At 71.7% G+C, this 25,225-nt stretch carries 25 protein-coding genes; 7 read left to right on the forward strand and 18 right to left on the reverse strand.

The genetic code is table 11. From position 1 onward, the window contains the following. Positions 1-258 precede the first annotated feature (258 nt). Complete coding sequence (locus I2501_RS19015; RefSeq protein WP_196195429.1) at positions 259-1,071, reverse strand: ABC transporter ATP-binding protein; 813 nt, start codon at positions 1,069-1,071, stop codon at positions 259-261. Between the two features lie 7 nt (positions 1,072-1,078). Next, on the reverse strand, positions 1,079-2,008 hold the full coding sequence (locus tag I2501_RS19020; protein WP_196195275.1) for an ABC transporter permease: 930 nt from the start codon (positions 2,006-2,008) through the stop codon (positions 1,079-1,081). A gap of 182 nt (positions 2,009-2,190) precedes the next feature. Here I2501_RS19020 and I2501_RS19025 point away from each other — a divergent pair, with 182 nt between their 5' ends. Together I2501_RS19025 and I2501_RS19030 are read left to right on the forward strand one after the other, a co-directional pair. Further along, positions 2,191-2,889: a TetR/AcrR family transcriptional regulator gene (locus I2501_RS19025; protein ID WP_196195276.1), complete on the forward strand. Its 699-nt coding sequence runs from the start codon at positions 2,191-2,193 to the stop codon at positions 2,887-2,889. Continuing rightward, complete coding sequence (locus tag I2501_RS19030) at positions 2,886-3,617, forward strand: pyridoxine/pyridoxamine 5'-phosphate oxidase (RefSeq protein ID WP_328806464.1); 732 nt, start codon at positions 2,886-2,888, stop codon at positions 3,615-3,617. Before I2501_RS19025 ends, I2501_RS19030 begins: the two co-directional genes overlap by 4 nt. Before the next feature lie 307 nt (positions 3,618-3,924). Here I2501_RS19030 and I2501_RS19035 read toward each other — a convergent pair whose 3' ends face one another. Beyond that, positions 3,925-4,401, reverse strand: a complete 477-nt coding sequence (locus I2501_RS19035; RefSeq protein ID WP_196195277.1) for a hypothetical protein — start codon at positions 4,399-4,401, stop codon at positions 3,925-3,927. A gap of 164 nt (positions 4,402-4,565) precedes the next feature. Here I2501_RS19035 and I2501_RS19040 point away from each other — a divergent pair, with 164 nt between their 5' ends. Next, entirely contained in the window at positions 4,566-5,000 is a 435-nt protein-coding gene (locus tag I2501_RS19040; RefSeq protein WP_196195278.1) for a nuclear transport factor 2 family protein, read from the forward strand. Positions 5,001-5,045: 45 nt separating this feature from the next. Here the strand turns inward: I2501_RS19040 and I2501_RS19045 are convergent, their stop codons facing one another. The 3 genes from I2501_RS19045 to I2501_RS19055 all read right to left on the reverse strand — a co-directional run bounded on the left by I2501_RS19045 (position 5,046) and on the right by I2501_RS19055 (position 7,686). After that, positions 5,046-5,330, reverse strand: coding sequence for a hypothetical protein (locus I2501_RS19045; protein ID WP_196195279.1), 285 nt, complete (start codon positions 5,328-5,330; stop codon positions 5,046-5,048). 112 nt (positions 5,331-5,442) lie between these two features. After that, positions 5,443-6,375, reverse strand: a complete 933-nt coding sequence (locus I2501_RS19050; RefSeq protein ID WP_196195280.1) for a hypothetical protein — start codon at positions 6,373-6,375, stop codon at positions 5,443-5,445. A gap of 99 nt (positions 6,376-6,474) precedes the next feature. Further along, positions 6,475-7,686: a DNA glycosylase AlkZ-like family protein gene (locus I2501_RS19055; protein WP_196195281.1), complete on the reverse strand. Its 1,212-nt coding sequence runs from the start codon at positions 7,684-7,686 to the stop codon at positions 6,475-6,477. A gap of 196 nt (positions 7,687-7,882) precedes the next feature. Between I2501_RS19055 and I2501_RS19060 the strand changes: the two genes are divergently transcribed. Beyond that, positions 7,883-9,367: a cellulase family glycosylhydrolase gene (locus I2501_RS19060; RefSeq protein ID WP_196195282.1), complete on the forward strand. Its 1,485-nt coding sequence runs from the start codon at positions 7,883-7,885 to the stop codon at positions 9,365-9,367. 5 nt (positions 9,368-9,372) lie between these two features. On the opposite strand, the gene I2501_RS19065 is transcribed toward I2501_RS19060, so the two are convergent. The 6 genes from I2501_RS19065 to I2501_RS19090 are packed head-to-tail and all read right to left on the reverse strand — an operon-like array spanning position 9,373 to position 16,530. Continuing rightward, the gene (locus I2501_RS19065) at positions 9,373-10,191 is read right to left on the reverse strand and encodes an ABC transporter ATP-binding protein (protein ID WP_196195283.1); all 819 of its coding nucleotides are present in this window, start codon (positions 10,189-10,191) and stop codon (positions 9,373-9,375) included. Beyond that, complete coding sequence (locus tag I2501_RS19070) at positions 10,188-11,198, reverse strand: ABC transporter ATP-binding protein (protein WP_196195284.1); 1,011 nt, start codon at positions 11,196-11,198, stop codon at positions 10,188-10,190. Before I2501_RS19070 ends, I2501_RS19065 begins: the two co-directional genes overlap by 4 nt. Further along, positions 11,195-12,106 carry an ABC transporter permease gene (locus I2501_RS19075; protein WP_196195285.1) on the reverse strand — a complete coding sequence of 304 codons (912 nt, stop codon included), beginning with the start codon at positions 12,104-12,106 and terminating at the stop codon, positions 11,195-11,197. The genes I2501_RS19070 and I2501_RS19075 overlap by 4 nt, the downstream gene beginning before the upstream one ends. Beyond that, positions 12,103-13,077: an ABC transporter permease gene (locus I2501_RS19080; RefSeq protein WP_196195286.1), complete on the reverse strand. Its 975-nt coding sequence runs from the start codon at positions 13,075-13,077 to the stop codon at positions 12,103-12,105. Before I2501_RS19080 ends, I2501_RS19075 begins: the two co-directional genes overlap by 4 nt. Then, positions 13,050-14,732 (reverse strand): ABC transporter substrate-binding protein, encoded by a 1,683-nt coding sequence (locus I2501_RS19085; protein WP_196195287.1) that lies wholly within the window; start codon positions 14,730-14,732, stop codon positions 13,050-13,052. Before I2501_RS19085 ends, I2501_RS19080 begins: the two co-directional genes overlap by 28 nt. Positions 14,733-14,757: 25 nt before the next feature. Next, positions 14,758-16,530, reverse strand: a complete 1,773-nt coding sequence (locus tag I2501_RS19090; protein ID WP_196195288.1) for an amidohydrolase — start codon at positions 16,528-16,530, stop codon at positions 14,758-14,760. Positions 16,531-16,606: 76 nt separating this feature from the next. On the opposite strand from I2501_RS19090, the gene I2501_RS19095 reads away from it, so the two are divergent. Continuing rightward, positions 16,607-17,371, forward strand: a complete 765-nt coding sequence (locus I2501_RS19095; RefSeq protein WP_196195289.1) for a TetR/AcrR family transcriptional regulator — start codon at positions 16,607-16,609, stop codon at positions 17,369-17,371. A 3-nt stretch (positions 17,372-17,374) separates the two neighbouring features. Here the strand turns inward: I2501_RS19095 and I2501_RS19100 are convergent, their stop codons facing one another. The 3 genes from I2501_RS19100 to I2501_RS19110 all read right to left on the reverse strand — a co-directional run bounded on the left by I2501_RS19100 (position 17,375) and on the right by I2501_RS19110 (position 20,242). Beyond that, the gene (locus I2501_RS19100) at positions 17,375-18,070 is read right to left on the reverse strand and encodes a cytochrome b/b6 domain-containing protein (protein WP_236046642.1); all 696 of its coding nucleotides are present in this window, start codon (positions 18,068-18,070) and stop codon (positions 17,375-17,377) included. 4 nt (positions 18,071-18,074) lie between these two features. Beyond that, positions 18,075-18,809 (reverse strand): molybdopterin-dependent oxidoreductase, encoded by a 735-nt coding sequence (locus I2501_RS19105; RefSeq protein ID WP_196195291.1) that lies wholly within the window; start codon positions 18,807-18,809, stop codon positions 18,075-18,077. Positions 18,810-18,871: 62 nt separating this feature from the next. Further along, positions 18,872-20,242, reverse strand: a complete 1,371-nt coding sequence (locus tag I2501_RS19110) for a cytochrome P450 family protein (RefSeq protein ID WP_196195292.1) — start codon at positions 20,240-20,242, stop codon at positions 18,872-18,874. A gap of 121 nt (positions 20,243-20,363) precedes the next feature. Between I2501_RS19110 and I2501_RS19115 the strand changes: the two genes are divergently transcribed. Further along, entirely contained in the window at positions 20,364-21,152 is a 789-nt protein-coding gene (locus I2501_RS19115; protein ID WP_196195293.1) for an SDR family oxidoreductase, read from the forward strand. 116 nt (positions 21,153-21,268) lie between these two features. Here I2501_RS19115 and I2501_RS40640 read toward each other — a convergent pair whose 3' ends face one another. The 3 genes from I2501_RS40640 to I2501_RS19130 form a co-directional block, all read right to left on the reverse strand. After that, a complete protein-coding gene (locus tag I2501_RS40640) occupies positions 21,269-22,552 on the reverse strand; it encodes a C40 family peptidase (protein WP_328806466.1) in 1,284 nt (427 codons plus the stop codon). Between the two features lie 96 nt (positions 22,553-22,648). Beyond that, positions 22,649-23,656 (reverse strand): hypothetical protein, encoded by a 1,008-nt coding sequence (locus I2501_RS19125; protein WP_196195294.1) that lies wholly within the window; start codon positions 23,654-23,656, stop codon positions 22,649-22,651. Then, complete coding sequence (locus I2501_RS19130) at positions 23,656-24,027, reverse strand: peptidase inhibitor family I36 protein (protein WP_196195295.1); 372 nt, start codon at positions 24,025-24,027, stop codon at positions 23,656-23,658. The genes I2501_RS19125 and I2501_RS19130 overlap by 1 nt, the downstream gene beginning before the upstream one ends. 270 nt (positions 24,028-24,297) lie before the next feature. Here I2501_RS19130 and I2501_RS19135 point away from each other — a divergent pair, with 270 nt between their 5' ends. Continuing rightward, positions 24,298-25,191, forward strand: a complete 894-nt coding sequence (locus I2501_RS19135) for a helix-turn-helix domain-containing protein (RefSeq protein WP_196195296.1) — start codon at positions 24,298-24,300, stop codon at positions 25,189-25,191. Positions 25,192-25,225: the final 34 nt, after the last annotated feature.

The following is a 25,225-nucleotide window of genomic DNA, read 5'->3' on the forward strand; positions in this document are numbered from 1 at the left end:
TTCTACACCGATCTTGACAGGCTGCCCACAGGGGACACGCCTTGCAGGTCAGCGGCCGCCGCCTGGCCCGATCCCTCACCCCGTCGCCGGGCATGACGGCATGCCGCTTCACACATAGCTTCGATCTTGTTCACACCCTACGTCCACGCAGCCTACGACCTCACGCCGACAGCCGCCGCGAGGGGTACTCGCGGCGGCTGTCGATGTCGGCTGAGCAGCCGTCCGGTGCGTGTTACCAGAGCGTGTTACCAGCGCGTACTACTTGCGCGTGGCGGTCCAGTCCTCGTACTCCTTGACGACGTCCTCGGTGTCGCCGTCGGCCCGGATGACGCCGTGCTCCAGCCAGATGGTCCGGTTGCAGGTCTCGCGGATCGTGGAGTTGCTGTGCGAGACCAGGAAGACCGTACCGGCCTCCTTGCGCAGCTCGCGGATCCGCTCCTCGCTGCGCTTGCGGAAGGCCGCGTCACCGGTCGACAGCGCCTCGTCGATCATCAGCACGTCGTGGGTGCGGGCCGCCGAGATGGAGAACCGCAGACGGGCGCTCATACCGGACGAGTACGTGCGCATCGGCAGCGAGATGAAGTCGCCCTTCTCGTTGATGCCCGAGAAGTCGACGATCTCCTGGTACTTCTCGCGCACCTCGGCGTAGGTCATGCCCATCGCCAGGCAACCGAGCACCACGTTGCGCTCGCCGGTCAGGTCGTTCATCAGCGCCGCGTTCACGCCGAGGAGCGACGGCTGGCCGTCGGTGTAGATCGCGCCGGAGGCGGGCGGGAGCAGGCCCGCGATGGCGGCGAGGGTGGTCGACTTGCCGGAGCCGTTCGAGCCGATCAGGCCGACCGCCTCGCCCTTGTACGCGGTGAAGCTGATGCCCTTGACGGCGTGCACCTCGCTGAGCGCGGGCGAGGCCTTGCGCATCATGATCCGGGACAGGGCCGAGGTCGCGGAGCCCTTGCCGGCGCCGGCGCCGTAGACCTTGTAGATGATGTGGACGTCGTCCACGACCACCGTCGGGATCTTCTCCGCGGGAGCGGGCGGCGGGCCTTCCGGCGCCAGCACGCTGTCGATCATCTCCTGGTCATCCACGGCCGTACTCCTCCTCAGCCTTCCAGAAGAAGACATATCCACCGAGACCGCCGACCACGGCCCAGGCAGCGGCCATCACCCAGACGTGGTGCGGCAGGCTGCTCGCCGGGACCGAGTCCATCAGGGCGTAGCGCATCAGTTCGTTGAAGATCAGCGCGGGGTTCAGGTCGATCGCCACGGCGGCCGGGTGCGGCAGGTGCGCGGTGACCGTGCTGACCGACCAGAAGATGCCCGACAGGTACATCCAGGTGCGGATGATGAACGGCATCAGCTGCGCCATGTCGCTGGTCTTGGCCCCGATACGGGCCATCCACATGGCCAGCCCCGCGTTGAAGCACGACTGCAGGAGCAGGATCGGGATCACCAGCAGCCAGTGCATGGTGATCGGCAGGCCGCTGACCAGGATGATCACGCCGAGCACGCCCATCGAGATCACCAGCTGCTGGAGCTGGTTGACCGTGAAGGCGATCGGCAGACAGGCGCGCGGGAACTGCAGCGCGCGGATCAGGCCCAGGTTGTCCGAGATGGCACGGGTGCCGTTCAGCACCGCCTGCTGGGTGAAGTTGAAGACGAAGACACCCGTACACAGGTACGGGATGTAGTCGGGGATGCCGCGGCTCGTCCCCAGCAGCATGCCGAAGACCAGGAAGTAGACGCCCGCGTTCAGCAGCGGCGTCAGGACCTGCCAGACCTGGCCCAGCTTCGACGACGAGTACTGCACCACGAGCTTCGCGGTGGCGTAGGCGCCGATGAAGAACCGCCGGGCCCAGAGCTGCCGGGAGTACTCGAGGAGCGAGGGGCGCTTGCCGCTCAGCTTCAGGCCGTACTTCGCCGCCAGCTCTGCGGGGCTGAGCCCCGCATCCGGGCCGGCCACATCTGCCGCCCGTTGCTCATACACCGTGGACACGCTACTCCCAAGCATCCGTCCCACTGGACAGGACGAAACGGTATCGTCTCATCCTGAAGAGACGCTAACGGGGACTGGCGACGGAACGCAACCGTAACGTCGCAACGCTGGCGTAGCGTTGGCTTCGGAACCTTCGGGAACCCTCGGGGACCTCCGGAACCGGAGTCGGACACTCACCAGTGCTGACAGGGGAGCATATGGGAACTCAGTCGACGCCTGCCGCTGTCGTGGATCCAGCGGATTCACAGGTGGCGTCCAGCTCGGCAGCCAACTCGGCGTCAAGCCCGGCCGCAGGTTCGGGGTCCGGCGAGACGAAGCGGCAGCCCACCGGGGCCGCGGTGCTGCGGGACGATGTGACCGAAGCCATTCGCGCCGCTGTCTTCGAGGAGCTGGCCACCACCGGATACGCCCGGCTGTCGATCGAGGCCGTGGCCCGGCGCGCCGGAGTGGGCAAGACGGCGGTCTACCGGCGCTGGCGCTCCAAGCTGCCGATGGTGATCGAGGTCGTCTCCGACCTGGTCACCACGGGCGTCGTGCTGCCGGACACCGGCTCGTTGGAGCTGGACCTGCGGCTGCTGATCCAGGTCGTCTACCGAGTGCTGCGCCACCCGCTGGCCGCGCAGATCGTCCCCGACCTGCTGGCGGAGGCCGCGCGCAACCCCGACATCGCCGGGACGCTGGCCCTGGCCCTGCGCGAGAGCCAGCGCGAGAGCAGCGCCGCGCTGGTCGAGCGGGCCGTCAGCCGCGGCGAGCTCCCGGCCGGAACCGACCCCGACCTGGCCCTGGACCTGATCGCGGGCCCGCTCTACTGGCACCTGCTGGTGACCAGGGAGCCGGTCACCCAGAAGTACCTGGAGCGACTGGCCCGCTCCATCGCCGCCGGGCTGCGCGCGTGAGCTCGGGGGCTGAGCGCTCGGGGGCTGAGCGCTTCGGGGCGGACCCGCGGGAGGGGCTCGGTCCGGTGCGGCGGCTGCTCTTCGGCGTGCCGATGATGGCGGGCGAGCTGCCCGTGTTCGACCCGGACGACCCCGAGCAGGCGCCGGAGGAACCGTTCCCGCTGTTCCTCGCCTGGCTGACCCGCGCCGTCGAGGAGGGCGTCCGCGAACCCCATGCGATGACGCTTGCCACGGTCGACGCCGACGGCGTCCCCGATCTGCGGGTGGTCGCACTGCGCGACGCCGACGAGCGCGGCTGGACCTTCGCCACCGACGCGGGCAGCCCCAAGGCACGGCAACTGCTCGGGCAGCCGCACGCGGCACTCGGCTTCCACTGGCGCGAGCAGGCCCGCCAGATCCGCGTCCGCGGCGTGGTGGAGCGGGCGGACGCGGAGACGGCCGCGGCGGACTTCCTGAGCCGCCTGCCCGCCTCTCGTGCGGCGAGCCTGGTCGGCCACCAGAGCGAGGTGCTGCGCGAGCCCGCGGAGCTGCCGCGGGCCTTCGCGGAGGCGCTGGCCCGGGTGGAGACGGAGCCGGACGCGGTGGATCCGCAGCATGCGGTGTTCACGCTCCGCGCGAGCACGGTGGAGTTCTGGCAGGGCACGCAGGGACGCGGCCACGTCCGCCTGCGCTACCGGGCCGAACGGCCCGGAACCCGCCCATGGACCCGCGAACGCCTCTGGCCCTGACGGGCACCGGGCACCGCGGTCACGGAGCGGGGCTGGGAGAACTCACGGGCATTCGTTACCAGTTCGTCATCTGCACATTCGCTGCCGCAGGTCGTTGCACTATCTAGGGGCGCGGCGCTCTGCCGATGTGCGGCTCCGCCGCGTGGGCGCGACCAGGTGGTCGTGTGCTGCCGCAGGTAGTTGCAACACCCAGGGGCGCGGGGAACTGCGCGACAAGCCACCCACACAGGTAGAGCCTCGAACGCGCAGGGCCATCCGCATGCCAGTGGTTTCTCGCGCAGTTCCCCGCGCCCCTAGATAGTGCAAGCTACTGCTTCGTCCAGCGGTCGCGGCCGTCGGAGCCGGCCTTGCAGACGAGCTTCGTGCTGCCGCTCGTCGCCGTCGCGTTGGAGGTCGCGCAGAACTGGCCCGCCTTTGCCGACGCGGAGGCGTTCACCGCGGAGGTCCAGCGGTCCTTGCCGGCGGAGTCCTTCTTGCAGGTCATCGCCTGACCGGACTTGGTCTCGCCGTTCTCGCCGTTCATGGCGCAGAACGCGCCCGCGGTCACGTTCTTCACCACCAACGACGAGGCCTTGGCCGAGGCCTTCGCGGAGACGCTCGCCTTCACGCTCGCTGCCGCGCCCGCCGCCGCGGACTGCGCGGCGGAGGCGAGGGAGGAGGCCTTGCCGCTGGCGGCGCTGCTGACCGCCGCCTTCGTGCTGCTGGAGCAGCCCGCCGTGCCGGCGAGGGTCGCCGCGGTCAGGCCGCACAGCAGGAGCATGGTCGGACGTCGGTGTGTGAGCATGACTGCGCCTCTCGTCGTGGTCCCTACCACTCCGAACGTAGGAGCGCGCGCCACCCCGCGCCCCCTGCGCTAGCCCGATCCGGTGATCACCTCACGGCCCGTCAGGGCCGCTCAGGGCATCACGGCTCTTCACTTCTGCGGGCCTCCCGCCCACACTGGCGCGCATGTTGACGCTTCAGGAGATCTCCGACCGCCTGGAGATCCAGGAACTGTTCGCGCGATACGCGCATGCCGTGGACAGCCGCGACTGGGCGGCGCTCAAGGAGGTCTTCACCGAGGACGCCGTCGTGGACTACACCGCGATGGGCGGACCGCGCGGGACGGTGCCCGAGATCTGCGCATTCCTGGAGTCGGTGCTGCCGATGTTCCCGGCCACGCAGCACCTGGTGGCGAACATGCTGGTCGAGATCGACGGGGACAGCGCCACCGCGCGGACGATGTGTCACAACCCGATGCCGCTGCCCGACGAGGGCGGACTGCTGCAGTGCGGGCTCTGGTACGTCGACCGGCTGGTCCGCACCGCCGCGGGGTGGAGGCTGGCGGAGCGGGGCGAGGAGAAAGCGTACCAGGTCGTGCTGAAGCAGACCACGGCGGAGTAGCGCGTCATGAGGACGCCGCTCCGCCGTGGCCCGGCAGAACCGGGGTTACCGCCCCCGGCTGCCGAAGAGCGAGCGGGAGAGCCGACGCAGCGGAGCCAGCAGGACCGTGCGCGAGAAACGGTTGGGGCGTGCCGCAACCGCGGGCTCGTTGACGGAGATGCCGCGCGGCGTCAGCTCCCTTATCAGGCCGACCGCCTCGGCGACGTCGACCTGCGGCAGCGCGGGCGCGCCGAGCACCGCGAGGTGCCGGTCGAGCCGGCGACTCGCCACACCTGTGCCGCACTGGACCGCGGGGATCCGCGGCCTGCGCAGCTGTTGCATCTGTTCCATGTCCCACCCCTTGGAAGGCACCAGGGCCGTGTGCGAAGCCTATCCGCCCCGTGAGGTCGGTGTGCAACTGTCCGTCCAGTTGGAGAGAGTACCCCGCAACACTGACACCTACTCAAGCGGGGTTGTGCGCACCGGATCCCGGTCCACCGGCCGTCCCCAGCGGTGCGGTCGGGGCTGCGGTCGGTGACGCTCTCCGCCGCGCGCTCGTCGGCAGGGAGCGCGGCAGCACGACCGAGAGCCCCAGGCCGGAAAGGCCCAGGCCGAACAGGAGCATCAGCACCGCGACCACGCCCGATGCGCCGACCGAGTCCCAGCGGACCTGGTCCGCGTAGCGGAGCAGACCGGCCAGCCCGAGCAGCCCGGTGACCACCAGGGCGACCATGCCGTGGCGCACCCGCTGGAGTTCCCGGTCGCGGACGGTCAGCAGCATGGCGATGCCGAACGTCAGTGTGAACGCGGCGAGCACGCGGATGTCGAGCCGGCCCACCGTCCAGGGCCAGTTCCGGACCGCCCAGGCGGGCGACGTGAAGAGCAGGCCGCCGAGGCCCGTCAGGAACGCGCCGGAGGAGACGGTCGGCAGCGACACCCACCACGGCAGCGGCCCGGGCCGCTCCCCCGGAGCGCCGGACCGCTGCGCGTAGAGCGCCGCCGCACCGCTCAGCGGCGCGAGAAGGTGGACGCCGAGCCAGCCGTAGGCGGCGAGCACGGCCAGGAGCTGACCGCCCTTCAGGTGGAGCGTGCCGTGGTCCAGCAGGATCGCGACCAGCATCAGCAGCATGAACAGGGAGGAGCTGAGCACGGAGACCCGCGCCTGCGCCCACTGCCGGGCACGCGCGGCGCAGAGCCAGAGCATCGCGCAGCTGCCCGCATACCCGGCGCCGATCAGGGTGGCCGTGACCGGGGACATGGTCCAGGCGAAGAGCGCGTCGGTGTGCGAGGGGGCCAGCGTCAGCAGCAGCGCGGCGTAGGCCGCGCCCACGGTGCGTGGCACCACCAGGGTGCGGCGCACGACCGGGCTGAGCGGACTGCTGGTGTTCACCGTCACGGCCCCTCCCGGTGTTTCCCCGCGCGACCCCCTGGCGGAGGTGGCGTCAGCTTAGGCGCGTGGCTGTCCACTGTCAGCCCGCCGTACGACGGGTACCCCTCAGCCGTTGCCTGCTGCCTCGCGCATTGCGGCGATCTTGGGCGCGCGGCTCTTGGGCGAATCCAGGCTGAAGCCGCGGGCGTCGCCGAGCTGGTCGCGGACGAAGGCCTCGGTGCTGGTCAGCGCGTCGTCGAGGGCGGCGTCGAGCGGGACGAAGAGCTGGTGGACCAGCTCGGACCGCTCGGTGTCGTACTCCCAGAAGCCCACGATCCGGCCCCGGTCGACCACGATGTGGCACTGCGGGTCGGCGTCCGAGCCGAAGACCCGCCCGGCCTTGGCGCCCGGGACGGGCCGCTCGGTGTCCGCCGGGTCGATCAGGCGGGCGAGGTCGCGGTGGAGCAGGTGGATGCCGTCGATCCCGGCCAGCAGCGCGTAGTGCGGTTTCTCGGGACGCCGGTAGGCCGCGAACTCCTCGGCCAGCCCCGGAGGGAGCAGCAGCTCCGCGCCCTCGGCCGCCGCCACGGGGGTCAGGCCCAGCGGCGCGATCGCGGCCTTGGCACGGGCGGCGGTGAAGCCGGAGAACCAGCGGAAGTGGGCGAGCGAGGCGGGCGCGGCCCAAGCGAAGTACCGCCGGGCGAGCTCGACGTCGGCGTCGGCCACGTCCACCGGCCCGGCCTGCCAGCGGACGTATCCGTAACGCTGCTGGTCCAGACGGCCGTTGACGGGGGACCGGCGGATCTCGCCGCTCGCCTGGAGCAGCCCGAGGGCGAGCGGGAGCGTGGTCGCGGTGCCGCGCTTCTTGCCCGCCTCGCCGAGGTTGCGGACCGCGTCGCCGACGGCGTCCTTGATCGCGGCGGGGTCGAGCGGGGCCTGGGCCGAGTCGAGTGCGGCCAGCACGGCGGCGCGCAGCGCGTCGATCTCGGCGTCGGTCACGCCCAGATGCTTGCGGGCCGCGGCGAGCTCGCCCTCGGGCGCGCCCGCACCGAGGGTGAGGCCGAGGGCGAAGTCGGCGGCCGGGAGGACGTAGGTGCAGCCGCGCGCCGAGGGGAGCTCGTGGATCTCCAGCGCGGCGACGGCCGCGTCCACGGCCTCACGCGAGAGCCCGGCGCGGGCGAAGAGTCCGAGGTAGGGGGCCGCGCCGCCGACGGACCGGGCCCAGCCGGTGCGGGTCAGCACGGTGGCCGGGTCGGCCCCGGACAGCGAGCCGTCGAGGCCCTGGCGGTGTGCCCACCAGGCGCGCAGGCGGGCGGGGTCGAGCTCCGGTGCGGTCATGGGTCCGAGTATCGGGGACGGCACTGACATCGCACGGCAGCGGAGGCAGAGACGGTAAGCACAGACGGCGGGAACAGGCGGCGTCGCGAACAAGAACATGAGGAATCCTCGCATTAGCCTTGCGTCCGCGCGGCCCGGGGAGCATGATCGGCGGCCATCAGAGTGCTTCGCCGGCCCGCTCCCTTCGGAGGTGCCCTTGCGCGCCCGTCGCTCCGCCGCACTGATCGCCCTGGCGCTGGCCGCCGGGCTCACCGCACCCACAGCCGCCACCGCTGCCGTCGCCCGCCCGGCCGCCGTCGTCTCCGCAGCAACCACCACCGCGTCCGTCCCCTCCGGCGGGACGCCGGGGTTCACCGACGACCAGGGGCGGCTGCTCGGCCTGCGCGGTTTCAACGTCGACAAGTACGACGAGACCACCCCCGCCGACATCCGTGCCATCGCCGCGCACGGCTTCGACCTGATCCGTCTCGACATCACCTGGGCCCGGCTGGAACCGCAGCGCGGCGTCTACGACGAGGCGGAGTTCGCCAAGCTGCGGACCCTGATGGACGCCGCCGACCGGTACGGGCTGCGCGTGGTCGTCGACTTCCACCAGGACGTCTTCGGCCCCAAGTACGACGGCGGCAGCCCGGACGGCGCGCCGCTCTGGGCCACCCGGGACGACGGGCTCCCGTTCGTCCCCGATCCGAGCGACTGGTTCGCCGGCTACTTCCAGCCCGCCGTCCAGCGCGCCTTCACCCATCTCTACGACGACGCGGACCTGCGGCGCGACCAGGCCGACTTCTACGCCCGTGTGGCCCGTGAGCTGCACGGTCACCGCTCGCTGCTTGGCTACGACCTGTTCAACGAGCCGAGCGGCCCGATCGCGGGCGACCCGTCGAACCCGGCCGACCAGATCGCCGCCTCCGCCGCGCTGGAACAGGGACGGCTGGCCGCCATGTACCGGCGGCTGATCACGGCGGTGCGCAGCCAGGACTCCCGCTCCTGGATCTTCGTCGAGCCGACGGTGCTGGTCGGCGAGGGCGTCCCGACGCAGCTGCCCGGCTTCGCCGACCCCCGGCACGGCGCGCCCAGGATCGGCTACGCGCCGCACTTCTACGACACGAACGTGGAGAACGGCCAGGACTGGAACCCGGCGGACGGGTTCATCCAGAACTACCTCGCCGCCATCACCGCCTACCCGACGGCGCACCACATGCCCGTGCTGGTCGGCGAGTGGGGCCCGCCGGACGCGGACCGTCCCGGCAACACCGAGCTGGTCGCCCAACAGGTGGCCGCCATGCGGCAGTTCGCCGCCGGTTGGACCATGTGGTACTGGGGCGAGGGCAACGGCGGCTACACCCCGCTCGGCCCCGACGGCACCCCGCACCCCGGCGACGCGCCCGTCTTCGCCCCGTACGCACGGGCGTTGGCGGGCAGCCCGGTCAGCGACTCCTACGACGCGGCGACGGGGGTCTGGACGCTGCGGTACCGCGTCACCGGGGTGACCGCGCCCACGCGGCTCGTGCTGCCGCCCACCGTCTACCCGGGCGGCGCGGCGATCGCCGTCACCGGCGCGGGATCCGCGTGCACGCACGTCGACGTCCGGCAGCCGCGCGACGGCTGGTACGGGACGGCGGACGTCTCGGTCCCGTCGGCCCGGCCGGGGACCGTGCTGACGGTCACCGTCCGGCCCGCCTGAGCAGGTCAGCCACCGACGGTCCAGCCGGGGACCGGGACCGCCTCGCGCAGGGCGCGGGTGTACTCCTCGGCCGGATCGTCCAGGATCCGCGCGCAGTCGCCCTGCTCGACCACCCGCCCGCGCCGCAGCACCAGTGCGGAGTCGCACAGCTGCCGGACCACGGCGAGGTCGTGCGAGATCAGCAGGTAGGCGATCCCGGTCTCCTGGCGGATGTCCGCCAGCAGGTTGAGGATCTGCGCCTGGATCGACACGTCCAGCGCGGAGACCGCCTCGTCCAGCACCAGCGCCTTCGGCCGGGCGGCCAACGCGCGGGCGATGGCGACGCGTTGGCGCTGGCCGCCGGAGAGGTCACGCGGCCTGGCACCTGCCTGACGCTCGGTCAGGCCCACCTGGTCGACCAGCTCGTCGAGCCGTGCCGCACGCTCGGCGGCGGACAGGCCGCCGTGGTGGCGGAGCACCTCCTCCACGGCGGCCCGCGCGCTCTGGCTCGGGTCGAGCGAGGTGTAGGGGTCCTGGAAGACGATCTGCAGCTCCCGGGCGCGGGCGTTGCGCTCGCCGCTGCCGCGTGCCGGACGGCTGCGGTCCCGGCCCATGACCGCGATGGTGCCGCTGCTCGGGCGCTCCAGGCCGATCAGCATCCGGGCGATGGTGGTCTTGCCCGACCCCGACTCCCCCACGATCCCGAGCGAACCGCCCAGGGGGATGTCGAAGGTGACATCGACGACGGCGTGGTGGGCCTTGAAGAACTTGTTCAGGCCCCGCACCTCAACGGCACTGCCTTCAACGGTGCCGGCTGGGGCGGCACTGCCTTCGACGGCGTTCACGCGGTCGCCTCCTGGTTCGCGAGACCGATGCGGTCCGGGTGGATCTCGGCGAGCCGACCGCAGCGGACCTGGCCGCCGTCGAACTCCGTGAGCTGCTGCGGGGTGGTGTGGCAGGCGTCCGTCGCGAAGCCGCAGCGCGGGGCGAACGCGCAGCCGGGGCCCGCCTCGAAGGCGGAGACCGGGCGGCCGGGGATGGCCGTCAGCCGCTCCGCGCGCTCGTCGATCGCCGGACGCGAGCCCAGCAGGCCCAGCGTGTACGGGTGGGCGGCGCGTCGGTGCAGTGTCTCGGCGGTGCGCAGTTCGACGATCCGGCCCGCGTACATCACCGCGACACGCCCGCAGACGGCCAGGGCGAGGTCCAGGTCGTGGGTGATGAAGACCATCCCCATGCCACGCTCGCGGCGCAGCCGGTCCAGAATCGCGACGACCTCGCGCTGGATGGTGACGTCCAGCGCGGTGGTCGGCTCGTCGGCCAGGATCAGCCGGGGTTCGGCCAGCAGCACCGAGGCGATCATCACGCGCTGGAGCATGCCGCCGGAGACCTCGTGCGGGTACTGGCGCAGCCGCCGCGCCGGGTCGTCGATGCCGACGTCGGCGAGCACCGCCTCGGCGCGGGCCAGGGCGTCGCGCTTCTTCAGGCCCCGGTTCTTCACCAGGGCCTCGATCAGGAAGGCGCCGATCCGCCGGGTCGGGTTGATATGGGCGCGGGGGTCCTGGAAGACCATGCCGACGCCGCTGTCGCGGTATCCCCGCAGCGCGGCGGCGTCCATCGCGCCGACGTCGTGGCCCTCGAAGCGGACGGTCCCGGAGGCGGTCGCGGCGGGCGGCAGCAGCCGGGTGACCGCGCGGACGGTCATCGACTTGCCCGAGCCCGACTCGCCGACCAGGCCGAGCGCCTCGCCGGGCGCGAGGCTCAGGTCCACGCCGTCGAGCAGGGTCCGCGAGCCGCCGTCGTCGGTCGCGAAGTCGACGGTCAGGCCGGACAGTTCCAGCAGTGGTGTGGTCATCGTGCGGCTCCCACCGGGGTGTTGTCGTTCACGGGGGCGGTGACCGACTGCTGCCGTTGCTGCTTCTTGGCCCGGCGCAGGTAGCCCGGCGGCTTCTCGCCGCTGATCCGGGCGCCCAGCACCGTCAACGCGAGGACCGTGAGCACGATCAGCACGCCCGGCGCGATCACCGGGAGCCAGTAGCCCTTGAGCAGCGCGTCGCTGTCGCTGACCATCACGCCCCAGTCCGGCGTGGGCGCCTGGACGGCGAGGCCCAGGTAGGACAGCGAGGCCAAGTCCAGCAGGGCGTAGCCGAACGCGATGGCGGCCTGCCCGACCACCACCGGCATGATGTTGCGCAGGATGTGACGGACCGTGATCCGGATCGCACCGAACCCCTGCACCGCCAGCGCGTCGACGTACGGGCTGACCCGCTGCTGCCGTGCCGCCGCCCGGACGATCCGGGCCAGGAAGGGGATGTAGGCGATGGACAGCGCCACCACCGCCGGGGTCAGCCCCGGCCCGAACAGCGCCACGGTCAGCACGGCGAGCAGCAGCCCGGGGAGCGCGTAGACCAGGTCGAAGATCCGCGCCACCACGCCGTCGACCAGCCCGCCGTACCAACTCGCGGCCAGCGCGAGGGGGATGCCGATCAGCAGGGCGACGCCGACGACCAGCGCCGGGCCGAGCAGGCTGGTCCGCGAGCCGTAGACCAGCCGGGAGAGGATGTCGCGGCCGATGCCGTCCGCGCCCAGCAGATGGCTGCCGGACGGACCGGCGTACGCGTCCAGCAGGTTGGCCTGGTTGGGGTCGGCCGGGGCGACCAGCGGTGCGGCGAGGGCGACCAGCAGGACGACGATGAGGAAGACGGCGGCGACGGTGCCGGACGGGCCCAACTGCCCGTACGCGCGCTTGACGAAGGCTTTCATGAGGTGCTCCCTGCCTCGCGCAGCCGCGGGTCGACGAGGGCCTGGATCAGGTCGCTGGCCGCGTTGCACAGCACGAACGCGGCGACCAGCATCAACGCCACGGCCTGGACGACCGGGAAGTCCTTCTGCGCCACGGACTGGATGGTCAACTGCCCGATCCCCGGCACCGCGAAGGCCGACTCGACGACCAGCGTCGAGGCGAAGGTCCCGGCGGTGAGCAGGCCGATGGCGGTGATGATCGGCGGCATCGCGTTGCGCAGGACGTGACTGCGCAGCACGGTCGTCCGTGGCAGGCCGCGCACCAGCGCGGTCTGCACGTGCTCGCGCTCCACCTGCTCGCGGACCGCGTTGCGGGTGACCCGGGCCAGGAAGCCGCAGGAGATCACGGCCATGGCCACGGCTGGCAGCACCAGCCCGTCGAGCTTGCCGCCCAGACCGTCGCCGATCCCGGAAGCCGGGAACCAGCCCGCCTTGACCGCGAAGACGGAGATCAGCAGCGTCGACGCGACGAACGGCGGCACGGTGACCGAGACCGAGGTCAGCGCGCTCACCGCGCCGTCGACCCGGCCCGGCAGCAGCGCGGCGGCCAGACCCATGCCCATGCCGAGGACGACGACCAGGACCATCGTCATCAGCACCAGCAGCACCGTGGTGGCGAGCCCGGCGCCGATCCGGTCGGCGACCGGCTGGCCGGTGACCATGGAGGTGCCGAGGTCGCCGTGGAGGACGCCGGTCAGCCAGTCCCAGTAGCGGACCGGCAGCGGCTGGTCGAGGTGCAGCCGGTGCCGGACCGCCGCGCGGACCGCGGGGCTCGGCATCCGGTTGCCGAAGAGCACGTTCTCCGGGCTGCCGGGGGCGAGGTAGAGGCTGCCGAAGATGAGGATGCTGGACAGGAAGAGCGTGGTGAGCAGGCCACCGAGGCGGTGCAGCAGGAGTCGGCCCATCAGGGCGCCCCGATCGCGCTGACCCACGCGTTGTCCATGTAGGAGAAGGTCAGCGGGGCGCCGGTGACGCCGTTGTTCTGGAAGAGCAGCGCGCGTGGCGCGACGATCGGGATCCAGGGCAGGTCCGTGTTCAGGATGTCCTGGGCCTTGATGACCGCCTGGGCGCGGGCCGTCGGGTCGTTCGTCGCCTGGGCGGCGTCGAGTGCGGCCTGGACGGCCGGGTTGGCGTAGCCGTTGAAGTTCTGCACCCCGGTCTTGCTCGCGTAGCTCGCGTACATGGTCGCGGCCTCGGGGAACTCCATGTAGTTGATCGTCAGGAAGCCGTCGTAGCCGGAGCGCGCCTTGGGGTCGGTGAAGAGGTTGCCGTACTGCTGGTCCGGCAGACCGGCCAGCTTGACCTTGAGGCCGATCTGCTCGCCGGTCTGCTGCAGCACCTCGGCGAGCTGCGCCTGGGACGGCGTGCTGGCGGCGTAGGCGATGGTGACGGTCTTTCCGGTCGCGCCAGCCTGCTGCACCAGCTTGGTGGCGTCGGCGACGTCCGGGCCCTTGACCAGCTTGTCGTAGGCGGCCTGGTAGGTGGACTGTGCCGGGTTGCCCAGCCAGAAGCCGGGACCGGCCACCGAGTAGAGCGGGTCGGCCGCGCCGTCGAACAGCGCGCTGACGATGCCCTTCCGGTCGATGGCCATGGACAGCGCCTGCCGGGTGCGGGCGTCGGCGAGGCCGCCGCTGAAGCTGGAGACGACGAGGTCGATGTTCTGCGTCGTCGAGCCCTCGCCGCCGATGTAGAGCTTGCCTGCGGCGGCCTTGCTGAGCTGCGGGACGGTGGACGCAGCCAGGTCGAACGCGCCGTCGAGCGAGCCGGAGGAGAGCGCGTTGGCCAGCGCGGAGGGGTCGGAGAGGAACTTGAAGGTGACCGTGTCGGCCTTGCCCGCGTGGCTGGGATCCCAGTAGTTGGGGTTCTTCTTCAGCACCATCGCGTTGGTGCCGTCGAAGGAGGCGATGGTGTACGGGCCGGAGCAGACCACGCCGACGTTGGCGTTGCCGAAGTTGGCGCCGGTCTTGACGGCGAAGGCCTTCTCGACGATCGCCGCGCCCAGGATGCCGAGTTGGCGGGTGAAGATGTAGTCCGGCTTGGTGAGCGCGACGGTCACCTGCTCCGGGCCGGTCGCCTTGATCGAGGCGACGTCGTTGTAGGAGTCGGCGTAGTTGCTGGCCTCGTTGGGGTCCATGTTGCGGGCCAGGCTGTAGACCACGTCGGCGGTGGTGACCGGCTTGCCGTCGCTGAACCGGGCGCGCGGGTCCAGGTTCACCACGACGTGCTCCGGGTCGGGCTGGCTCCAGGACGTGGCGATGCCCGGGTGCATCGAGTAGTCGGCGGCGACGCGGATCAGCGGCTCGCAGACGTTGCCGAGGATGGTCTCCTCGGGGTAGTCGGCGGTCTTGATCGGGTCCTCGGAGTAGGGCGCGCGGTAGTCGCCGGACCAGGTGAGCGAGGTCAGCGCCTTGGTGCCGGGCGCCGTGGTCACCTGCGCGGTGGAGAAGTTGCTCTTGGCGTTCGGGGTGCTGCCGCCGCCCGAGCTGCACGCCGTGGTGGTGGCGAGCAGGCCGACCGCGGTGCCGCAGAGCACGGCGCGCAGCAGGCGCCCGGAGGTTCTGGAGGGCCCTGAGGTCCTTGAGGTCATGGTGGGGGTCTCCTCGGCGGTCGGGTCAGTTCGAGGTGGCGTCGGCGGCGTGGACCAGGTCGCCCTGGACGTAGGTGCGCAGCACCCGGGTCTCGGCGATAGCCTGGGACGGGCTGTCGAAGGGGTTGCGGTCGAGCATCACCAGGTCGGCGTAAGTCCCCGGCCGGATCGAGCCGGTGACGTCGTCGAGGTGGTTCACCCGGGCCGTGCCCGCGGTGTACGCGGCCAGCGCGGAGCCGAGGTCGATTCGCTCCTCGGGACCGAAGACCCGGTTCGGGTCTTCCTCCCCGGTGCGGTTGACGGCGACGTGGATCCCGGCCATCACGTCCGGGGTGGAGACCGACCAGTCGGAACCGGCGGCCAGCATCGCCCCGGCGCGCAGCAGCGAGCCGAACGGGTACTGCCAGCCGGCCCGGCGCTCGCCGAGGAACGGGATGGTCAACTCGTCCATCTGCGGCTCGTGGCAGGCCCACAGCGGCTGGATGTTGGCGGTCGCGCCCAGGCTGCGGAAGCGCGCGACGTCGTCGGGGTGGACCACCTGGAGGTGGGCCAGGTGGTGCCGGTTGCCCCGGTCGCCGTTGCGCCGCTGGGCCTCCTCGATCGCGTCCAGCGCGTTGCGTACCGCGCGGTCGCCGAGCGCGTGGAAGTGCACCTGGAAGCCTGCGGCGTCCAACTCGGCGACGTAGCCGCCGAGTTTCTCGGGGTCGACGAAGTCGAGCCCGGAGTTGCCGGAGGAGCAGCCGCAGCCGTCGAGGTAGGGCTCCAGCATGGCGGCGGTGTGGTTCTCCGCGACGCCGTCGAGCATGATCTTGACCGATCCGGCGCGGAACCGGCCGCCGTTCCGCTCGGCCTCGGCGCGGCGGTCCTGGAAGCCCGGCAGCTGCTCCAGCCCGCCCGCGCGGTCCCACCATTGGGCGGCGCGCACCCGTGCGGTGAGCGTGCCCTCGCGGTCGGCACGCAGGTAGGCGCCGTAGACGTCGCCGGGGCCGAAGGCCGGGCCGACCGCCGCGTCCTGCCAGCCGGTGATGCCGTAGGAGTGCAGGTAGGCCTGACCGGCCAACAGCCCCTGGTAGAAGTCCTCGTCGGTGGTGGCGGGCAGATGGCGCAGCACCAGTTCGGCCGCGCCCTCCTGGAGCATGCCGGTCGGGGTGCCGTCGGCGTCCCGCTCGATCCGGCCGTCGGCCGGGTCGGGGGTGTCCGCGGTGATCCCGGCGATCCCCAGCGCGCGGCTGTTGACCCAGAGGCCGTGGCCGTCGCGGTTGGGCAGCGCGACCGGCCGGTCGCCGACCGCGCCGATCGCGTCGAGCAGGGCGCGGTGCGGGGTCCCGCCGGGGAAGGCCTCCATGCTCCAGCCGCCGCCGGTGATCCAGGCGACCTCGGGGCGGGCGGCGGCGTAGTCGGCGACGGCGGCGACGTACGCGTCGGCGGTCTCCAACTGGTGCAGGTCGCAGCTGCGCAGGGTGGTCCCGGCCAGGACCGGGTGGACGTGGGCGTCCTGGAACCCGGGCAGCAGCAGTCGGCCGGCCAGGTCGACGACCTCGGTGCCGGGGCCGATCAACGGGCGGACGTCATGGTCCTGGCCGACGGCTGTGATGCGGCCGTCGCGGACGGCGACCGCCCCGGCCCAGGACCGGGCGGGGTCGACGGTGTAGACGGGACCGCCGAGAAAGACCAGGTCAGCGGGGGTTTGTTCACGGTGCACGGGCGCACTCCAGGGCAGGGACGGGGGCGAACCGGGGGCAGCGCTGCCGGATGTGTGGAGTAGCAAAGCCCGTGACAACGCTGCTGTCAATGGCATTGACAATGACTCTTCGTTACGATCGGATGCGAGAGCCGATGACGGCGAACGACCCGACCGAGGAAGTGAGGCCCGCGTGGTGGCACGCGTGGAGAAGGACGTCGAGCCGGACGGCCAGACCGACGAGGCACAGCAGGCGGCGAAGCGGCGCGTCGCGCTCACCCGGGAGTCAATCCTCGAGGCGGCCCTGCGGCTCTGCTCCCCCGAGGGCGGTGGCCAGTTGACCTTCAGCCGGCTGGGCAAGGAGCTGGGCGCCGACCCGACGGCGGTCTACCGGCACTTCCGCGACAAGGACGAACTGGTCCTGGCCCTCACCGATCTGACCATCCAGGAGGGCATCGACCTGGCCCGCGCGGCGCTGCCCGACGGCCCGTCCGACGACTGGCGCGCCTGGCTGACCGTCACTTCCGAGAGTGTCCGCGCCTCCTACCTGGCCCGACCGGCCCTCGCGGTCCTCGCCGCGGCGCGCACCACCGCCAGCCCGGCGGAGACGCACAGCGTCGAGCTGTTGATCTCGGTGCTGCACCGGGCCGGGCTCGGGGTGGTCGAGGCCGCCGAGTGCTACCGCTCGTTGCTCGACCTGACGCTGGCGATGACCCAGTACACGGCCGCCTTCTCCTCGCTCGACCCGGCGACGCAGGCCAAGGACGAGGCGGCCTGGGCGGTCAAGTACGCGACGCTGCCCGAGGAGGAGTTCCCGCTGCTGCACCGGAGTGCGCCCCGGCTGACGGAGCTGTTCCGCGACGACGCGGAGGTGTTCCGGATGACCCTTGCGACCTTCCTGGACGGGGTCGCGGCGAGGATCGAACGGGCCCGGCAGCAGCGTGGGGCGTCGGCCTGACGGTCAGCCCTGCGGCCCGGAAGGGGAGTCGTCCGGCCGCGGCTCCTCCTCCGCCGTGCGCTGCTCCTCCCCCGCCCTGCGCTGTTCGTCCAACTCCTGCGCCCAGAGCGGGTGTTCGCGGCGTGCCCAGGGGCGTCCGACCAGGCCCGTGCGCATGCCGCGGCGGGCCTCCGGGTCCTTGGCGGCCATCCGGATGTGCCCGAGCACCAGGACGCCGATGACCAGCGCCAGCCAGTCGTGGACGAAGGTCGCCCCCGTACGGACGTCCAGCGCGGCCAGGTTGGGGAACCAGAGGATCAGCCCGGTGCCGACCATCACCAGCGTCGCGCCCGAGATCAGCGCCGCGTACATCTTCTGCCCGGCGTTGAACTTGCCCGCCGGGCCCGCGTGGCGGGTGCCGTGGCGCAGGGCCCGCCAGGTCCAGCCCCGGTCCTGGGGGACGAACCGGTTGAGCCGCCGCAGGTCCGCGCGGACCGAGCGGAAGAAGAGGCCGACGGCGAGCGGCAGCGGCAGCAGCACCCCGCTCCACTCGTGGATTATCACCAGCAGCCGTCTGCGGCCCACGAGTTCGGCGAGCTGCGGCACATAGAGGAAGGCCGCGCTGAGGATGGCGACCATCATCAGCGTCGCGGTCGTCCGGTGCACCCAGCGCTCGGCGACGGTGAAGCGGCGCAGGAACTCCGGGTCCGGCGCGGGCATCGGGTCAGCCGGTGGAGGTGGGGGCGTCGTTGCGTCCGTTGGAGTTGCCGACCCACGCTTCGACGTCATATCCGTACTGCTCCCAGTAGCCCGGTTCGACCTGCGAGGTCACGGTGATGCCGGACAACCACTTGGCCGACTTGTAGAAGTACATGGGCGCGACGTAGAGCCGCACCGGCCCGCCGTGGGCGTCGGTGACGGGCGCGCCGTTCATCTCGTGGGCGACCAGCACGTCGTTCCGCCGGGCCTCGGCCAGCGTGAGGCTCTCGGTGTAGACGCCGTCGAAGCAGGTGAAGTGCAGCGCCGTGCCCTGGGCCTGGACGCCGGACATGTCCAGCAGGTCGCTCAGCAGCACGCCCTTGAACTCCACCTTGGGCACCCGCCAGCCGGTGACGCACTGGACGTCCTTGACCAGCCGGGTCTGCTGCATCGCCTGCAGGTCGGCCAGCGTGTAGGTGGCCGGGCGGTCGACCAGGCCACCGACCGTGAGCCGGTAGTCCGTGGCGCTGCGGTGCGGGATGGAGTCGGCGACCGAATAGAACCGGAAGCCGTCACCGCCCGGCAGCAGGCCCGTCAGCCCCGTCGGGTCGTGACTGCTCACGTTGGCCAGCACGTTGTCGAGCCCGTTCTGGATCCGCGCCCCGAACGCCACCCCCGCCGCGCCCAGCGCGAGCACGCCGAGCACGACCCGCCGCCCGACGGGCGTGCCCGCACCCCGCTGACCACCGCTCTGCTGCATGGTTCCATCCCAGCACTCCCCTGCCCGGGTGACCAGGGAGAACCGGGTGCCGTCATATTTCTCTAAGCTTTTGCGGCCGACTTCCCAGCTTCGGCAGCACGGGCGGCATCGGCAGCTTCGGTGGCTTCGGTGGCTTCGGTGGCGCTCAGGGACGCCGGGAGGGCGATCGGGCCGTGCATGATGCCCCGCTCGGTCCAGCGCAGCTCCGTGTAGGGGACGGCCGGGGCGAGCTGCGGCAGGCGGCGCAGCAGCGTGCCGAGAGCGACCACCGCCTCCAGCCGGGCCAGTGGCGCACCCACGCAGTAGTGGATGCCGTGCCCGAAGGAGAGGTGCTTGACGTCGGTCCGGGTCACGTCGAGCCGGTCCAGCGCGGCAGCCGTGTCCGAGCCCGTCTGCGGGTCGCGGCCGACGGCGGCCAGCGAGACGACGACCGGCGTGCCCTGCGGGATCACCACTCCGCCGAGCTCGACGTCCTGCGCGGCGAACCGCAGCGGGGTCTGCTCGACGGGGGCGTCGAAGCGCAGGAACTCCTCGACCGCGCCCGGGAGCAGCTCGGGGCTCTCGCGCAGCAGCGCGGCCTGTTCGGGCTGGTCCAGCAGCGCGGCCGTGGCGTTGCCGAGCAGGTTGACCGTCGTCTCGTGCCCCGCGACGAGCAGGATGACGGCGGTGCCGAGCAGCTCCTCGTCCGAGAGCGCGCCCTCCTCCTCGCGGCTCAGCCGGATCAGCGCACAGAGCAGGTCCTCGCCGCTGGGGTCCTTGGACTTCTCGGCCAGCAGCTCGGCGAAGTAGCGGTTGAGCGCCTCGGCGCCCTCGCGCTGCGCCGGAGACGGCATCGAGGAGCTGCCCGCGACGGCGGCCAGCGTCCAGCGGCGGAAGTCGTCCTGGTGGTCCAGCGGGACGCCGAGCAGTTCGCAGATGACCATCACCGGCAGCGGCGCGGTGAAGTCCTCGACCAGGTCGATCGGTTCACCGGCCGCCGCCTTGGCCTCGATCGCGTCGATCAGCGCGTCCGTGATCTCCTGCACCCGGGGTCGCAGCGCCTCGACGCGGCGCGGGGTGAAGGTGCGGGCGACCGGGCCGCGCAGCCGGGCGTGGTCGGGCGGGTCGGCCATCAGCATGTTGGCCCCGAGGCCCTGTCCCCGGCCCTGGTAGGAGGTGACGCCGGCGGCGTCCAGGGCGGCGCGGGCGATCTCGGGGTCCTTGCGCAGGTCCGGGTGCATCAGCGCGGTACGGGCCAGGTCGTGGTCGAGCACCAGGAACAGGTCCAGCCCGTTGGGCTGCCGGACCCGCTGGACAGGGCCGTGGGTGCGCAGTTCCGCGTAGCGGGCGTGCGAGGCGGCCTTGAACGTCTCGTCGTTGACCAACGGTGCGTCGTCGGACTGCGGCAGGTCGGACTGCTGACGGTCGGGCTGCGGCAGGTCGGAATGCGTCATCGTGCGCCCCCATGTGTCGTGCTCACCCCTGTCGCCCGTCAACCTACCGTGGCGTCAACTCCCCTTCCAATCCCGCACTTTGCGTATGGACGAGTGAAGCGTCGGGGCGCACCATGGCCGGATGCGGATGGACGGCAAGGCGGCCGTGGTGACCGGTGGCTCACGCGGGATCGGGCGCGCGGTCGCCCGACACCTGCTGGCGGCCGGGGCCTCGGTGCTGATCGGGGCGCGCGGCAAGGACGGCCTCGACGAGGCGCTGGACGAACTCGGCCCGGCCCCCGGCCGGCTGCTGGCGGCGGTCGGCTCGGCGGGCGACCCGGTGGACGTCCGGCGCTGGGCGGGCCTGGCGTTGGAGGCCTTCGGGCGGCTCGACTACGTCGTCTGCAACGCCGGTGCGAACCAGCCGCTCGGCTGCCTGGCTGTCGAGGGCGACCCTGCCGCCTGGGAGGAGACCTTCGCGGTCAACGTCCACGGCCCGCTGGCCCTGGTCCGGGCGGCGTGGGAGGGCTGGATGCGCGAGCACGGCGGCGCGGTGGTCACCGTCGTCACCGAGGGCGTGCCAGGCGTCGGCCCCGGCCTGGCCGCCTACGAGACCAGCAAGGCGGCGCTGTCACAGCTCACCCGCCACCTCGCGGCCGAGCTCGCACCCGCCGTCCGCGTCAACGCGGTCTCCCCCGGCCTGGTCCGCACCGAGCTGGCCCGGTTCTACTGGGAACGCGACGAGTTGGGCCTCGCCGCCCAGACCCCGCTGGGTCGGCTCGGCGAGCCGGAGGACGTGGCCCACGCGATCGTCTGGCTGCTCTCCGACGAGGCGTCCTGGGTCACCGGCGCCGACCTCCTCGTCGACGGCGGCCGCCGCGTCCGCGCGGGCATGCGCGGCCCGGATCGTCAGCGCTCGCTGGAGGGGTAGGGGTGCTAGGCGTCGGTCTGCAGCACCCGTGGCCCGTCCCCTGTAAGGCAAGGGGACGGGCCGTGGGGTGCTTGGCCGAGTGTCGGCGCTACCGGTGCGCTACCGGTCCGCGTCACTCAGTACTGGTAGTAGCCCACCAGGTTGCCGCCCGCCGAGATGTTGTTGGTCTGGACGTTCGTGCCGGTGTCGTAGGCGTTGATCATCTGGCCGTTGCCGATGTAGACGCCGACGTGCTCGGTGTTGGACGCGCTGCTGCCGAAGAAGACCAGGTCACCCGGGACCGGCGAGCTGACCTGCGTCATCTCCGCGATCTGGTTGCCGGTCGCCCCCGAGCCGAGCACGTCGCTGCCGTAGGCCAGGTCGTAGACCCAGCGTGCGAAACCGGAGCAGTCCAGGCCGATCGCGCCCGGGTCGGAGCAGCTCAGCGACTGCGGGTCGCCGACGCAGGTGCCGGTGGACGGGCCCGGCTGGGACTCGTGGCCGCCGCCCCAGACGTACTGGATGTAGCCGCCGCCCCAGCCTGTCTCCGCGTCGCCGTTCTCGATGGCCTGCGCATAGCTGACGACCTTCGCCAACACCCCACCACCGGGCGGCGGAGGCGGCGGCGTGCTCCCACCGTCCAGCGATGCCTTGGTGTTGGGACCGACGATCCCGTCGGCCGTCAGCCCGTGGTCGGACTGGTAGTTCTTCACCGCCGTGACCGTCGCCGGACCGAAGTCGCCGTCCACCGACAGGCCCGCGCCGTGGGCGTTGAGCAGGTCCTGCAACTCGGTGACGCAGCCGTCGATCTCACCCTGCGCCATGTCGGCGGGACACGACGCGGACGTCAACGCGATCGGCGCGGGCACCGAAGTGCTGGAACCGTCCAGCGACGCCTTGGTGTTGGGACCGACGATCCCGTCCTTGGCCAGGCCGTGCGCCGACTGGTAGTTCTCGACGGCGGTGAAGGTGGCGGGACCGAAGTCGCCGTCCACCGACAACCCCGCGCCGTGGGTGTTGAGGAGTTGCTGCAGCTTGGTGACGCAGCCGTCGATCTCACCCTCGGCGATGTCCGCCGGACACGCCGACGACGTCAGGGCGATCGGCGCGGGAACCGACGTGGCGTCCAGCGACGCCTTGGTCAGCGGGCCGACGATCCCGTCGCGCGACAAACCGTGCGCCGCCTGGTAGTTCTCCACCGCCGTGAACGTCGCCGGACCGAAGTCACCGTCCACCGACAGCTTGGCACCGTGGCTGTTGAGCAGGTCCTGCAACTCGGTGACGCAGCCGTCGATCTCACCCTGCGCCATGTCGGCGGGACACGACGCGGACGTCAGCGGAATGGGCGCGGGCGCGGCGGCCAGCGCGGGCCCTGCGGAGACGAGCAGGCCCGCGCCCGCCGCCGACGCGGTGGCGGCCACGGCGAACCAGGTGCGTAAACGGGGGACGCGACTCCCCCGGTGGGAAGCGAACATGCAGGTCCGGTCCTTTCGATCGACTTGTGCGACGTGGGGCGGTCAACTGGTGGGGCGCCCGACCAACTGCCCGACCAACTGCTGGGCGCGGGCCACGGCGGTGCGCAGATCGGTGGCAAAAGTCGCCACGTCCGCGCGGTACGACGTCTGGGCGGTCTGTTCGGGAGCGAGCTGCGCACGGGCCGCCGCGGAGGCCAGACCCACGCGGGCCTGACAGACGGCGTCCTGCGACGCGAGGGCGATCTCCTTGCCACGCTGCGCGGACAGGTACGCGGGACCGGCGTCGCCGGGAGCCTTCGCCACCGCGTCGGCGACGGTCGCGGCGACCTGGGCGCGCGCCGCCTGAGGACTTGCCAAGTCCTCGTGGTAGGTGCTGTTCATGCAGCGGCTCCAGGCGCTCACCGCCGAGGTCCACAGCGGCGACTGGAGCACCTGATTCTGGATCTGCTCGGTTGCCACGGCAAGGGTGTAGTACGCGGGATTCCAGGCGTCCCCGTACAACTGCACGATGGCGGTGGTCACGCAGCCGTCCGCGTTGTACGAGATGTCCGAGCCGTCAGGCAGCGTGATCACGGACCGGTGGGCGGTGGTACCGACCAACGCGGACATGAAACCCGGTCGGTTGCCCTCCGGTTGGGCGCTCGTCCCTGTGGCATTGTCGGCGCGGCGGATGAAGGCGTTGTCCGTGATGCCGTACCCCTGCGCTGCGGCCGTCGACGCGGTGAGCAGGCCGTAGGAGCTGTTCGCGGCGTCGTCGACCGGCGCCGGGGGACGCGGGATCTGGTAGCTGAACCCGCGCCCGCGCATGCACTGCGCGGTCAGCGTGCTCTGTGCCAGTTGCAGCAACGTCTGCTGGGCGGCGGACTGTTCGACGAGCCCGTCGAAGGGCTCGACCGATCGGCCGCCGCCGGGCTGAGCGGCCGCAGCGGCGGTCGGCGCGGTCGGGCCGGGGACCGTCGTGGTCGGGGCCTTGCCGCTTCCGGTCGCAGAGCAACCGGAAGCGGCAAGCAGCGCCACGACGAGCAGTGGCAGCAGGTGTCGTGCGGTCACTACGCGTTGCACCACTGGTTGGAGTCGATGTGGTGCCACGCCCAACTGCCGCCCAGGTTCTGGTTCTGGTAGCCGATCGGGATCCCGAACGAGGAACCGGTCAGGTTCTCGCCGTAGAACATGAAGTCCTCGCACTGCGTGCCGTTGTTGTAGACGGACTCGACGTTCCGGAAGGTGCTGTAGACGGTGAGGTTGCTGTTGTTGCCGTAGATCGGCCCCACCGAACCGGTGAAGTTGGTGCCCGTGTACGCGCAGGTCGCGCCGGAGGGGCAGCCCGCGGGGGCGGCCATCGCGGTCGGTGCGCCGGCCAGGATGCCGGCGCCCGCGGCGCCCAGCAGGCCCAACGTGGCGACGAGAGCTCGTGCTCGCATGAGGGTCTCCTTCTGGTTCTGACGGTGCAGGCGTTCGCCGCCTGTCTGTCGGCAACTATGGAGCCCTGTCACAGGGAAGTTCGATGACGGAACGTCGGTATGAGACACTGCCTGCTGTCTCAGCGCTCTGACCACTCGTTTGAGACTGCGCAAGGGCCTGCATTGGAGAGCCCCTCCCAGCGTTTTCACGGGCGGGGCCCGCCTGAAAAGGTTGGCGAATTCATGAAATGGAAGCCCCTGCCGCCAGATCTTCCGCCGGCAGCACGCTCTTTGGCGGAGCATCTGCGAGCCCTCAAGGACGCCAGCGGCTTCTCGCTGGCCGACCTCGCCGCCAAGACCCACTACAGCAGGGCGTCCTGGGAGCGGTGGCTCAACGGCAAGCGCGTGATCACCCCCGAGGCCCTGGACCGCTTCACCGCGGTGGTGGCCAGCGATCGCGACACGGTACGGGCTCTCCTGGACAGCGTCAGACGAGAGGCCGGGAGCGAGGACTCCGCACCTGTTCCGGGCGAGGGTTCGACGGTCGCCGAGACCACCGGTCCCCCGGCGGTCGACCCCGATGCGCCCGAAGAGCGGCCGGAGACACCGGCGGAGACACCCTCGGTGGAGACACCACCGGCGAATTCCGCCGAGACACACCGGCGGTGGGCGCAAGGGCTCCGGAACGGGTCGTCCCGATTACTGGCCGCCTTATTGGCCGCATTACTTGCCGCAGCCGCGCTGGTGAGCGGTGTGGCCTGGCTGCTCGTCCACAGCAGCCCGCGCCGCGCGCAGGCCCGCACAGCGGCGACAGCCCCGGCGCAGCCGACGACCGAGGGCGTCCAGTGCCAGGGCATCGGGTGTCTGGGCAAGGACCCGCAGCAGTCCGGCTGCGACAGCGACGCGCGCACCCTGACCACGGCCAACGACGGCGAGGTGGTCCTCTACGTGCGCTACAGCTCACGATGCGGGGCAGCCTGGGCCAAGATCACCAATGGCAGCCCAGGGGACACCGCCGTCATCTCCACCGGGTCCGGCGAGCGTGCAACAGCCCTCATTCACTGGGGATATGACAACTACTCACCCATGGTCGCGGCTGCGGGCCCCGATGTGACGCTGCGCGTCTGCGGGAGTCAGCCGGCCGGTCAGGCCTGCACCTCGACGGTCATGAGCCCCAAAGCCTGAGCGGACGCCGTCCGCGGCGGGGCTGCCGACGGCC

It is taken from the genome of Streptacidiphilus fuscans (genome assembly GCF_015690355.1).
Lineage (GTDB): Bacteria > Actinomycetota > Actinomycetes > Streptomycetales > Streptomycetaceae > Streptacidiphilus > Streptacidiphilus fuscans.